11 protein-coding genes are annotated in these 12,023 nt (G+C 51.4%); 8 read left to right on the top strand and 3 right to left on the bottom strand.

Going from position 1 to position 12,023, the window contains the following annotated elements:
• Positions 1-44 precede the first annotated feature (44 nt).
• Complete coding sequence (xylR, locus tag AC6I4B_RS01050; RefSeq protein WP_497768848.1) at positions 45-1,229, top strand: D-xylose utilization transcriptional activator XylR; 1,185 nt, start codon at positions 45-47, stop codon at positions 1,227-1,229.
• A gap of 49 nt (positions 1,230-1,278) precedes the next feature.
• Here xylR and AC6I4B_RS01045 read toward each other — a convergent pair whose 3' ends face one another.
• The gene (locus tag AC6I4B_RS01045; RefSeq protein ID WP_497768847.1) at positions 1,279-2,100 is read right to left on the bottom strand and encodes a protein bax; all 822 of its coding nucleotides are present in this window, start codon (positions 2,098-2,100) and stop codon (positions 1,279-1,281) included.
• A 404-nt stretch (positions 2,101-2,504) separates the two neighbouring features.
• Between AC6I4B_RS01045 and avtA the strand changes: the two genes are divergently transcribed.
• From avtA to AC6I4B_RS01030, 3 genes are all read left to right on the top strand, one after another.
• Complete coding sequence (gene avtA / locus AC6I4B_RS01040) at positions 2,505-3,758, top strand: valine--pyruvate transaminase (protein ID WP_497768845.1); 1,254 nt, start codon at positions 2,505-2,507, stop codon at positions 3,756-3,758.
• 361 nt (positions 3,759-4,119) lie between these two features.
• Positions 4,120-5,343 carry a collagen-like triple helix repeat-containing protein gene (locus tag AC6I4B_RS01035; protein ID WP_497768843.1) on the top strand — a complete coding sequence of 408 codons (1,224 nt, stop codon included), beginning with the start codon at positions 4,120-4,122 and terminating at the stop codon, positions 5,341-5,343.
• 229 nt (positions 5,344-5,572) lie between these two features.
• Positions 5,573-7,291, top strand: a complete 1,719-nt coding sequence (locus AC6I4B_RS01030) for a ShlB/FhaC/HecB family hemolysin secretion/activation protein (protein ID WP_497768842.1) — start codon at positions 5,573-5,575, stop codon at positions 7,289-7,291.
• Here the strand turns inward: AC6I4B_RS01030 and AC6I4B_RS01025 are convergent.
• Both AC6I4B_RS01025 and yiaJ read right to left on the bottom strand, forming a co-directional pair.
• On the bottom strand, positions 7,283-7,735 hold the full coding sequence (locus AC6I4B_RS01025) for a 4Fe-4S binding protein (RefSeq protein WP_497768840.1): 453 nt from the start codon (positions 7,733-7,735) through the stop codon (positions 7,283-7,285). The genes AC6I4B_RS01030 and AC6I4B_RS01025 overlap by 9 nt on opposite strands.
• 128 nt (positions 7,736-7,863) lie before the next feature.
• On the bottom strand, positions 7,864-8,679 hold the full coding sequence (gene yiaJ / locus AC6I4B_RS01020) for an IclR family transcriptional regulator YiaJ (protein WP_497768839.1): 816 nt from the start codon (positions 8,677-8,679) through the stop codon (positions 7,864-7,866).
• A gap of 226 nt (positions 8,680-8,905) precedes the next feature.
• Here yiaJ and yiaK point away from each other — a divergent pair, with 226 nt between their 5' ends.
• The 4 genes from yiaK to yiaM all read left to right on the top strand — a co-directional run bounded on the left by yiaK (position 8,906) and on the right by yiaM (position 12,023).
• Positions 8,906-9,904, top strand: a complete 999-nt coding sequence (yiaK, locus tag AC6I4B_RS01015) for a 3-dehydro-L-gulonate 2-dehydrogenase (protein ID WP_497768837.1) — start codon at positions 8,906-8,908, stop codon at positions 9,902-9,904.
• Positions 9,905-9,915: 11 nt separating this feature from the next.
• Positions 9,916-10,383, top strand: coding sequence for a YhcH/YjgK/YiaL family protein (locus AC6I4B_RS01010; protein ID WP_497768836.1), 468 nt, complete (start codon positions 9,916-9,918; stop codon positions 10,381-10,383).
• A 26-nt stretch (positions 10,384-10,409) separates the two neighbouring features.
• A complete protein-coding gene (locus AC6I4B_RS01005; protein WP_497768834.1) occupies positions 10,410-11,342 on the top strand; it encodes a DUF4862 family protein in 933 nt (310 codons plus the stop codon).
• Positions 11,343-11,549: 207 nt separating this feature from the next.
• The gene (yiaM, locus tag AC6I4B_RS01000; protein WP_497768833.1) at positions 11,550-12,023 is read left to right on the top strand and encodes a 2,3-diketo-L-gulonate TRAP transporter small permease YiaM; all 474 of its coding nucleotides are present in this window, start codon (positions 11,550-11,552) and stop codon (positions 12,021-12,023) included.

The following is a 12,023-nucleotide window of genomic DNA, read 5'->3' as shown; positions in this document are numbered from 1 at the left end:
TGGTGTTGCGGCAAGCCCTCATGATTCACCAGGAAGCCTGAACCATGTTTGGAAAACGTCACCGCGTAACCCTGTTATTTAATGCCAACAAGGCTTTTGACCGGCAAGTGGTTGAAGGCGTCGGAGAATACCTACAGGCGTCGCAATCCGAGTGGGATATTTTCATTGAAGAAGATTTTCGCGCGCGGATCGAAAATATCAAAGAGTGGCTGGGTGATGGCGTCATTGCCGACTATGACGATCCAACCATTGAAGCCCTGCTAACCGACGTCGATGTGCCTATCGTCGGCGTCGGCGGCTCTTATCATAACCCGCAGCATTACCCGCCCGTTCACTATATCGCCACCGACAACTATGCGCTGGTGCAAAGCGCATTTTTGCATCTCAAAGAGAAAGGGGTGCATCGTTTCGCGTTTTATGGCCTGCCCGCCGCCAGTGGCAAACGCTGGGCCGAGGAGCGTGAATATGCCTTTAGCCAAATTGTCGCCAAAGAGAAATACCGTGGCGTCATTTATCAGGGGCAGGAAACTGCGCCAGAAAACTGGCAACATGCGCAAAATCGGCTGGCAGACTGGCTGCAAACGCTGCCGCCGCAAACCGGCATTATCGCGGTAACCGACGCGCGAGCGCGGCATATTCTCCAGGTGTGCGAACACTTGCATATTCCCGTGCCCGAAAAACTGTGCGTGATTGGCATTGATAACGAGGAGTTGACCCGCTACCTGTCGCGCGTCGCGCTTTCGTCCGTGGCTCAGGGCGCACGGCAGATGGGCTACCAGGCGGCAAAGCTGCTGCAACGCTTACTGGATAACGAAGTGCTGCCGCTACAGCGGGTGTTAGTACCGCCGATGCGCGTGATGGCGCGCCGCTCAACGGACTACCGCTCACTGAACGACCCTGCCGTTATCCAGGCCATGCATTACATCCGCAATAACGCCTGCAAGGGTATCAAGGTTGAACAGGTGTTGGATTCGGTTGGCATCTCGCGTTCTAACCTTGAAAAGCGCTTCAAAGAGGAAGTGGGCGAAACCATTCATGCGGTGATCCACAGTGAAAAGCTGGAGAAAGCGCGTAGCCTGCTGGTATCGACATCGCTGTCGATTAACGAAATCTCACAGATGTGTGGCTACCCGTCGCTGCAATACTTTTACTCCGTATTCAAAAAAGAGTACGACACCACGCCAAAAGAGTATCGCGAGAAGCATAGCGAGGCGTTAATACCGCTATAAAAAAAGGCCTTCCCACGGGAAGGCCTTCTTCATGTTCAGCTCAGCTTACTTACATATGTGCCGCAATCAGACGCTGGTTGTCCTGATACATGGCAAACAGATAGTCGTTATAGCTCGACCCTCTGGTCGAATAACCTTTCAGCTTATGAATCATCGCCGTAGCGGTGATTTCCTGATCCGCTTTACGCAACTGCGCGCGCGACTTACGGAACGAGGCATAGGCCGGATGGGTATTCAGGTTCGCCGCGTACGCCTGTACGGACTCTTTCACTGAGTTAAATTTGGTGTAACCCTTCACCGACCCCGTACCGTTTTTGCACCCACGGCCACACTTCATGCCGAACAGATTGTTATTGGTGCGAGCCAGTTTAGACGTACCCCAGCCGCTTTCGGCTGCGGCCATCGTGGCAACCATGCTACCTGGAATAATATCAACGCGCTCAAGCAGTGAGTTCCACGGCACTTTACGGGTATTGCCGTTCCAGCTCACTTTATAGCGTGCAGCGATCTCTTTCAGACGCGCACGTTCAGACGGCGACCAACGGCCTTCGTACTGTTTGGAGACCAACCAGTTACGATCCGCCGTAATGGCAGCATTTTGACTTGTGATATAAGGCATTACCGTCCGGAGAAACGCTTTTTTCCTTGGTGTCCCGGAAGGGTATTTTCGCAAATCAGGAAGTGAACTACTCTTTACACTATTGCGAGAATACTCTTGTTTACTGCTGGCCTTATGAAAACTTGTCTTTGTTACCGAGGCTTTATGATGCTTTGTTACCGTGTGTGTTTTTGCGAACACCCCACCTGAAAATGTGCAGATGAGTAACATTAGTATCGCTGCCCCATATCGTCGAATGGGAGTCGATATCATTAGGTCTCCTGGTCGGATATATGCATTCCAACACCTTATTATTTCAAAAAATTGAGAGCTGAATCTCAAATTATAACAAAAATAGCCCTAAAACGCACGTTCAGAAAATAGTCCGACTCCTAAATGGGCAAACGGACGCGATTCAGCATATGCCAAATGACGACGGCAAAATATCGCTCACCTCTCATTTCAGCTCATTTTTTGAGCTTCGCCACTCAGCCCTTTCACCTATCCTTTCACCAGGATGAGCACAACCATCGCGGCGGCCTCTTCAGAAGAAAAAACCACTAACCCATAAATAAGCCATTTTATTCGCTAAACCCCCTTCCGGCAGGGCATTTGCACCATCCCGTGAGTGGCGTTATCGTTATCTACCTCACAGAATGGGCAATAGAAACTCGGTTATGACATTTTCACTTTTCGGCGACAAATTCACCCGCCATTCCGGCATTACACGCCTGATGGAAGACCTCAACGACGGCTTACGCACCCCAGGCGCCATTATGCTCGGCGGTGGTAATCCGGCGCAGATCCCAGAGATGAAGGCGTACTTTAATAATCTACTGGCGGAGATGCTGGAAAGCGGCAAAGTCGCTGAAGCGCTATGCAATTACGACGGCCCGCAGGGCAAGAACGAGCTTCTTACCGCTCTCGCGGCAATGCTACGCGATGAATTAGGTTGGGAGATTGAACCGCAGAATATTGCACTGACAAACGGCAGCCAGAGCGCGTTTTTCTACTTGTTCAATCTGTTCGCCGGGCGACGCGCGGATGGCTCAACCCGCAAGGTGCTGTTTCCGCTCACGCCGGAGTACATTGGCTACGCCGATGCCGGGCTTGAAGACGACCTGTTTGTCTCAACGCGCCCGCATATTGAACTGCTGCCGGAAGGCCAGTTTAAATATCACGTAGATTTCGACAACCTGCCGATCGGGAAAGACACGGGGATGATTTGTGTCTCGCGCCCAACCAACCCAACCGGCAACGTGGTCACCGATGAAGAACTGATGCAACTTGATGCGCTGGCGCACCAGCACGGCATCCCGCTGGTTATCGACAACGCCTACGGTGTCCCCTTCCCTGGCATTATCTTTAGCGAAGTGCGCCCGCTGTGGAACCAGAACATTGTGCTGTGCATGAGTCTGTCTAAACTTGGCCTGCCGGGAAGTCGCTGCGGGATTATCATCGCCAACGAGAAAATCATCACGGCTATCAGCAACATGAATGGGATTATCAGCCTCGCGCCAGGCGGCATTGGGCCAGCTATCATGTGCGAAATGATCAAACGTCGCGATCTGCTGCGCCTGTCTGATACGGTGATTAAACCGTTCTATTACCAACGCGTACAGGACACCATCGCCACCATCCGCCGCTACTTGCCGGAAGATCGCTGCTTGATCCATAAACCGGAAGGGGCCATTTTCCTGTGGCTGTGGTTTAAAGACTTGCCTATTACCACCGAAGTGCTCTACCAGCGCCTGAAAAAACGCGGCGTACTGATGGTGCCTGGCGACTACTTCTTCCCGGGTCTGGACAAACCGTGGCCGCATACGCATCAGTGTATGCGAATGAACTATGTGCCTGATCTGGATAAAATTGAAGCCGGAGTCAAAATCCTCGCGGAAGAAATTGAACTCGCCTGGCAAGAAACCCATTAATATACGATATACCGGCCTCGAATTTCGGGGTCGCTATTTTTCCGTGATCATTGTTGTTATTTAATCAAAATTAAAAAGAAAACTGCATTTAACACATACCTAAGAATACTCTCAATTCTTCACGCTATTTCATTCCCACTACATATTCACACCTATTATTCACTGCGGCTTACTATGTTAAATTTTAAGTAACGATATGTTTCATAAGCGCATATTATTTTTTCTATCAAGCGCTCTTACTGCTTAAGTTAAATCAATTTTTTCGTCCTTTCGTATGAAAAAAAACAGCCCATGCAAGTCTTAAATTACTCCTTACACTGATCAATACGCCACTCGGCGTTTTAACTAGTGGAGTATTGTTATGGCCTCTAATAACGTTAGCCACTTAAGCATAATTGCAGTGGCGGTGCTGATTGCATTCTCTCTCTCTGCCTGTAGTGGAAGCGGCGGGGGTTCTCATACTACGGCCAAAAACGGCTCCACGGTGGGTAGCGGTTCTGGCAACGGAGATGGTAGCGGTAGTGGTGGTGACGGCAGCGGCGGTGGAAATAATGGCGGCGGTAACAACGGCGGTGGGAATAATGGTGGTGGAAATAACGGCGGCGGGAACAACGGTGGTGGGAACAACGGTGGTGGGAATAACGGCGGCGGCAACACAGGCGGCGGCACTGGCCAAAGCGCCGGGAATAATATTCTGGGCGATGCCGGTAAAACAGTCTCTGGCGTAGGCGATACGCTGAGCGGCCTCGGTAGCCAATTAACCACAACCACGGGCAATAACCCGGTCACATCAACGATTTCAACGACCGTCAGCGGCGTCGGTAACGCCGTGGATACGCTGGGGACGGGCATCACCAATGGGGTGGGTAATTCGTCTAACGCCAACGGCGTAGGGACGACATTACAAGGCACAACCAGCACAGTCACCGTACTCGGAAATACGGTTTCTGGGGTGGGTAATACGCTCTCCTCCAGCACATCGGGAACCCCAGTCGGCGGTGTCACTGGCGTGGTCGGTAACGTGGTTAATAGCACAGGCCAAATCGTTAGCGGCACAGGTACAGGGTTAACCAGCACCCTGCAAAGCCCCGGTGTCACTGCGGCAACCACTGGCGTGACCTCGGTCGTGAATAACACGCTTTCAGGCGTACAGGGCGTGACGCAAGGCGTTGGAACAACCACCGGATTAGGCGCGCCAGTGAACAACCTGCTGACTCAAGTGGGCACAACCGTCAGTGGCGCGGGCAACCATGTCGGTACGTCTGCGCCAGCGTTAGGCGGTGTCGGCCAGGTGGTTTCGAGCGTCGGTAATATTGTCACCGATACCGGTGGCCTGGTGAAACCAACCGGTACTCAAAGCGGCAGCGGCAGTACCGGGGGCGGCCTGTTAGCGAACGCTTCTCTGGGCACGACGCTTAACACCACCGTGACTTCACTGACCGGCGGTAGCCTGAACGTGAGCACCTCAACCAACGCGAATGCCAGCGCAAGTGCAAGCACAGGCTCAAGCACCAGTTCAACAACCAACAATAATCCATTGGGCGGATTAACCAATGTGCTCGGCGGGTTAACCGGTAAAAAATAAGCTATATATACATTATGGATTTCGCGTTACAGGAAAGCGGCAAGAAAAGGAGCCTCGATAAACGGGCTAAATTCAGTGACTGGGGCGAGTATAAACAGCCAACCCCCAGGCAATTTGAAGTATGACAGCTATATTTATTCATGCCTTCCGTGCCCCTGTAATAGGGGCACGTTTTTCAGCAAAATAAAAATAATCATCCTTGCACAATAAAATAAACAAGGAATGCGTCATGAAAACTACCCTGGTTTATGCGCTATCGGGGGTCGTTCTGCTTAATATGGCAAGAGCAGACACATTACCCGCATTGATCGACAGAAATAACCCGGCAAAAGCGGAACCAAACAACACGCCGCAAACCTCGGCTGCGCCCGCACCAAGTTTAAAGGTTAATGTCCCCAAAAATAAACTGACGCCGGACACGCTGATTAAAGTCGATCATATTCAATTTATTGGTGGCACAGTCTATCCATTAAAAGAGTTATTGCGCCCGTTTTTCCCCTATGCGCATAAACAAGTGCCGCTAAAAACGCTCACAGGGTTAGTGAATGATATTACGCTGCGCTACCGGGCAGACGGTTATCCGCTCTCTTACGCCTGGCTTCCCGATAACAACTTTCAAGATGGAATGATAAAAATCGTTCTGGTTGAGGGTTATGTTGCGCACAGCGACATCAAAAGTAATAACCCGCATATTGCCGAGCGTCTGAAGCGATTAGCCGCCAAAATCATGGCGGAAAAACCGCTCACGCAGGCCACTTTCGACCGCTATACCCAGCTTATGACGCGCACACCCGGCGTCACGGTCGATGCCAACGCCCAGTTGCCGCAGAATATTTATGGTGCGGCGGCGATGCAGGCGGTCAGTATGCAACCGCGCATATGGGATATTTCGTCCACTCTCGATACCCGCCGTAACCAGAATATGGCGTTTATCAACGGCTCGCTGAGCAACCTCACCAGCTATGGCGATCAGCTCGGTATCGCCACCTTAGTACCGTTAGACAGCTCGACGCGTAAAACCTATTTTGGTGCTAACTATCAGCAGTTCCTGACGGACGAAGGGCTGATGATGCAGCTTAAGGGCAGTTTTTATCGCGACGACCCGCGCGATTATTCCCGTTTGCTGACGCTGCCCAATGGGCACTATGACTCGCGGCAAAAAACCACGCAGTACAACGGCGGCGCGATGTTCAGTTACCCGCTGGTGTTAACGGGCAAGCGGCAGTTCAGCATCAATGGCGGCTTTGATTACACCGACCGGCGTAACGATACCCAGATTATTGCGGTATTGAACGATCAAACCGTTGTCGGCAGCGGCACTGCGAAAACGCATGTTCGCTATCCGGCTCTTGAGTTCGGTATGAGCGGTTTTCAGGCCTTCGACCGCGCCAGTATCAATGGCAAACTGACGGTGCGCCAGGGGATAAACACCGGAGGTCTGGCGGACGCCGCGCCACCGCAGGGTAATGACCTGTCGTTTACGCTGTGGAAAAGCAACGTTGATGCTGCGTGGATGATGACGGATAACGTGCGCCTGTCAACGTCATGGGAAGGCGACTGGTCAGATAACGACTTGCCGGAGCCTGAACGCGTCAGCTTCGGTGCTCAACGCTTTGGGCGCGGGTATCAGGACGGTGAGGCCAGCGGTGATTACGGTTATGGCGGGCAAGTCGAGCTACGTTATTTGCACCAACGCAAAGAGAGTACGTGGGTTGCAACGGTGCAGCCTTACGTGCTGGCCGACACTGCGCAAACGTGGTTTAACACACAAGGATATCCGCACCAGCGCCTGGCATCCGTGGCAACCGGGGTGATGATTGGTGACAATAAACACTACAGCCTGACGGTTGAAGCGGCGCGTCCGGTGGGTGATGTTCCCACCGATAGCCGCAACCGTGACTGGCGCTACAGCTTAACCTTAAGCTGGAACTTCAATAACCTACATTAATATCGCTGGCGCTGTCTGCCCAACGTCAACACAGGATAAAGCCTTCGTTGGGCAGGCCGCTACACACGCAGGCCCGTCTTCACGATGGTGGCATAAATCGCACTTAATCGCCTGCGGGCGAGCCTGCTGAGTAGCAACTTCCATCGCGCCAAACGGGCACGCCAGCATACAGCTTTTGCAGCCAATACACCGGCTTTGCTCCACGCGAATACACTCTTTTTCGCGAGTTATCGCGCCGGTTGGGCACACATTTTGGCACGGCGCATCCTCACATTGATGGCATGTTACCGCCGTCGAAAACGTATCGCCCTTCACCACCCGAATACGGGGCAGAAAAGACTCACGCGACACGGTAGCGCACGTCTGATGAGCAACCACACAAGCCACTTCACAGGTACGACAACCAATGCATTTTAGCGAATCAGCGATAATAAACGGGTTCATGCACAACTCCATTGAGGATCTCTTCCCAAACGACATTAGTTTGTAGGCCGGATAAGGCGTTTACGCCGCCATCCGGCGATGTCGCACCACTCTGCCTGATGGCACTTCGCTTATCAGGCCTACCGGTATCAACCACGCACTGAGAAGCCTAACTCATTGGAAATCGCCTGCGCGGTTTCACGCAACGGTTTGAGCAAATTCTCTTCCCCCACCTGTTTCAGACGTGATGTCGATAGTGAAATTGAAATGGCATAAGGTACTCGGCCATGAATATCAAACACTGGCACGGCAATACAGGAGACACCCAGCTCATTTTCTTCTCTGTCCATCGCCATGCTGGTCTCACGAATTTGCGCCAATTCCTTATACATCGCGGGCAGGTCGGTAATGGTATTGCGGGTGAGCGGCTGAATTTGCGCCTGGTGGCTTTCCCAGTAAGCATCGACATAATCCGCATGACCAAACGCCATATAAATTTTGCCCATTGCCGAGCAGTACAACGGCATATGTTGCCCAATATAGGCACGGGTGCGCAGCATACCGGTGGTAGGTTCCAGTTTATAAATCAGGATCGCGTGGTCATCCTCGCGGCTGGAGAAGTTAATCGTCTCGCCCGTCGCGATATTCAGCGCTTCCAGATGCGGCGCAGCCACATGAAGAATATTCAGTGAAGAAAGCGCCTTTTGCCCAACGGCAATAAATTTAGTGGTCAGCCGGTAACTCCCTGCCGCTGGGGCGGGCGTGACATAACCGCAGGACTGCAACCCTTGCAGCAAACGATGCACAGTACTTTTATTCAGCCCCGCCAGTTCTGACAAATGCGCCAGCGGGCAACCGTTCGGATAGTTACTGAGAATTTCAATCAACATCAAACCACGAAACAGGCTTTGGCTTCCTGCTGGTCGCTCTTTTTCTTGTGCCATTTCACTCTCTTTGCCGCTCATTCTTCTGCTCCCGGTTATCGCGTCCTGATGGTAGCGCAAAGTGTGCCTCAGTTCACGATCTCGACAGATAATTTGTAATTCATTGATTTTAGTGTGTTTTGAAAATTATGGAACAGATTGCTTTGTTAAAAAACGATCGCTATATTTGAAATCAGATTTCGCAATGTGAAATATAGCGATAAAAAAGCACTCAATCCAGAGTGACGCATTTGGGAGAGAAACAGGAATGAAAGTGACTTTTGAGCAGTTGAAGGAGGCGTTCAATCGAGTGCTTCTGGCTCGTGGAATGGCAGTGGAAACTGCCGATGCCTGTGCTGAGATGTTTGCCCGTACCACCGAATCCGGTGTTTATTCGCACGGCGTAAACCGTTTTCCACGCTTCATCCAGCAACTGGAAAACGGCGATATCATTCCAGACGCGCAACCAAAACGTATCACCACGCTGGGCGCAATTGAACAATGGGACGCCCAACGCTCTATCGGTAATCTCACCGCGAAAAAGATGATGGACAGAGCCATCGAGCTGGCCGCCAGTCACGGGATTGGCCTGGTTGCAGTGCGTAACGCTAACCACTGGATGCGCGGCGGCAGCTATGGCTGGCAGGCTGCTGAAAAAGGTTACATCGGAATTTGCTGGACCAACTCCATCGCCGTGATGCCGCCGTGGGGCGCCAAAGAGTGCCGCATCGGCACCAACCCGCTGATTGTAGCGATCCCTTCAACGCCCATCACAATGATCGACATGTCGATGTCGATGTTCTCTTACGGCATGTTGGAAGTGAACCGCCTTGCCGGTCGCGAGCTGCCGGTTGATGGCGGTTTTGACGACGAAGGCAACCTGACCAAAGAACCTGGCGTTATCGAGAAAAATCGCCGCATCCTCCCGATGGGCTACTGGAAAGGATCGGGCCTGTCCATCGTACTGGATATGATTGCCACCCTGCTTTCCGACGGCGCTTCCGTGGCGGAAGTCACCGAAGACAACAGCGACGAGTACGGTATTTCACAAATCTTCATCGCCATTGAGGTTGATAAACTGATTGATGGAGAGACTCGCGACGCCAAGCTGCAACGGATTATGGATTTCATTACCACCGCCGAGCGCGCCGATGAAAAGGTCGCGATTCGACTGCCAGGCCATGAGTTCACCCAGTTACTGGCAGAAAATCGTCGCAACGGCATCACCGTAGACGATAGCGTCTGGGCGAAAATTCAATCCCTGTAAGGAAACGGATCATGATTCTTGGTCATATCTCACAGCCTAATCCCTGCCAGCTACCGGCGGCGATTGAAAAAGCGCTCGATTTCTTACGCACCACGGATTTTCGCCAGCTTGCGCCTGGTGTCGTTGAAATCGAGGGAAAAGAGATTTTCGCCCAAATCATCGATTTAACCACCAGGGAATACCGCGAAAATAGACCTGAAGTACATCGTCGCTATCTGGATATTCAATTTCTGGCATGGGGCGAAGAAAAAATCGGCGTGGCTATCGACACCGGTAAAAATGAAATTAGCGAATCCCTTTTAGAACAACGCGACATTATTTTTTATCACGCCTGTGAGAACGAATCATTTTTCGAAATGATACCGGGTAGCTATGCCCTATTTTTTCCACAAGATGTCCATCGACCAGGCTGTAATAAAAACACAGCGACAGCAATAAGGAAAATTGTGGTCAAGGTCGCCATTACGGCATTGGCTTAATCCAGCCTATTTTTCAGGAGCGAAAAATGAAAACGAATAATACCGATTTTATTATCGGTGCGTACCCCTGTGCGCCCTCGTTTCACCAACACAGTGAAACGCTGGAAACGGAATTCTGGCGACAACTTGCGGATACGCCGCATATTCGTGGGCTGGAACAACCTTGCCTGACAGACCTTCACCCATATGGCGATGAGTGGCTACTGCGCCATACACCGGGCGAATGGCAGATTGTCGTCACCGCCATTATGGAAACCATGCGCCGCCGTGGCGGTAACAGCGGCTTTGGCCTGGCCTCCGCAGATGAAACGCAGCGCCAGGAATGCGTGGCTTACTATCACCATCTATTGAACAAAATCAACACGATAAACAGCGTCCACAGCGGCAAAATTATCGCTCTGGAACTCCAGGCCGCCCCCCAAGCGGGGAATGCCAGTGTCGAGCAAGCAACAGAAGCATTTGCCCGTTCAATAAAAGAGATTGCCGCCTGGGACTGGTCATGCGAACTGGTGCTGGAACATTGCGATGCCATGACCCGCCCCGCGCCACGGAAGGGATTTCTCCCCTTAGAAAACGTGCTGGAAACCGTGGCCGGTTATGAGATTGGCGTCTGCATCAACTGGGCACGCTCTGCCATTGAGGGGCGCAATACCGCGCTGCCATTACAACATGTATTAATGGCAAAACAGGCGGGGAAACTGCGCGGGCTGATGTTCTCCGGCACGACGGAAACCGGTGATTATGGCGAATGGCAGGATCTCCACGCGCCGTTTGCCCCTTTCTGCCCGGAAAGTCTGATGATGACGCATCACGTTAAGTCATTATTTAATGCGCTTGAGAACACAACATTACATTTCGCCGGTATTAAATTACTGGAAATAAATGCTAATGCTGATGTTCAACATCGTATTGAAATATTACGTAATGGCATTAGCACATTAACCACGGCAGCAGAATAGCGGAAAGATGAGTGGACGCAGAAGCCGCTGAAAGAATAACGAGTATATAACCAATAAACTTCAAAATGCAGATTGATATTTTGTAGACCTGATAAAGTGTAAGCCGCCATCAGGCATTGTGCACAAACGTATTCAGTGACATTGCCGGATGGCACTACGCTTATCCAACACTTGAAGCATAAAAATATAAAGCCTAAAGGACTCGCTATGAAGAGAATACTGGAGGGAATGCTGGCGATTATTATCACCGTATTATCCTGCATTGTATTTATTAATATAATTCTTCGTTATGGATTTCACACAAGCATATTATCAGTAGATGAATTATCTCGTTTCCTGTTTGTTTGGCTGACCTTTATTGGCGCGATTGTAGCCTTTATGGATAACGCCCATGTGCAGGTCACTTTCCTGGTTGAAAAACTCTCTGCTGCCAATCAACGCCGTCTGGCGCTGCTAACTCACACCTTAATTTTGCTTCTATGCCTGGCGTTGGCATGGGGTTCTGTTCAGAAAACGCTTCAGGACTGGAGCGACTTATCGCCCATCCTCGGCTTACCCGTCGGGTTGATGTATGCCGCCTGCTTACCCACCAGCCTGGTTATCGCCGCGCTCGAACTGCGCCGTTTATATCGACTGATAACCCATACCGATATCCACCCATTGCCACAGCAAGGAGAGTAA

It is taken from the genome of Kluyvera fluvialis, assembly GCF_059725275.1.
The sequence above is the reverse complement of the archived record's forward strand: the minus strand, read 5'-3'. Positions and strand labels throughout refer to the sequence as shown.

Excerpts from the sequence above, each read along its gene's own strand:
- AC6I4B_RS01035 (WP_497768843.1), top strand. The coding sequence starts at position 4,120 with ATGGCCTCTAATAACGTTAGCCACTTAAGCATAATTGCAGTGGCGGTG.
- yiaK (WP_497768837.1), top strand. The coding sequence starts at position 8,906 with ATGAAAGTGACTTTTGAGCAGTTGAAGGAGGCGTTCAATCGAGTGCTT.
- AC6I4B_RS01030 (WP_497768842.1), top strand. The coding sequence starts at position 5,573 with ATGAAAACTACCCTGGTTTATGCGCTATCGGGGGTCGTTCTGCTTAAT.
- yiaM (WP_497768833.1), top strand. The coding sequence starts at position 11,550 with ATGAAGAGAATACTGGAGGGAATGCTGGCGATTATTATCACCGTATTA.
- avtA (WP_497768845.1), top strand. The coding sequence starts at position 2,505 with ATGACATTTTCACTTTTCGGCGACAAATTCACCCGCCATTCCGGCATT.
- AC6I4B_RS01025 (WP_497768840.1), bottom strand. The coding sequence starts at position 7,735 with ATGAACCCGTTTATTATCGCTGATTCGCTAAAATGCATTGGTTGTCGT.
- xylR (WP_497768848.1), top strand. The coding sequence starts at position 45 with ATGTTTGGAAAACGTCACCGCGTAACCCTGTTATTTAATGCCAACAAG.
- AC6I4B_RS01010 (WP_497768836.1), top strand. The coding sequence starts at position 9,916 with ATGATTCTTGGTCATATCTCACAGCCTAATCCCTGCCAGCTACCGGCG.
- yiaJ (WP_497768839.1), bottom strand. The coding sequence starts at position 8,679 with ATGAGCGGCAAAGAGAGTGAAATGGCACAAGAAAAAGAGCGACCAGCA.
- AC6I4B_RS01045 (WP_497768847.1), bottom strand. The coding sequence starts at position 2,100 with ATGATATCGACTCCCATTCGACGATATGGGGCAGCGATACTAATGTTA.
- AC6I4B_RS01005 (WP_497768834.1), top strand. The coding sequence starts at position 10,410 with ATGAAAACGAATAATACCGATTTTATTATCGGTGCGTACCCCTGTGCG.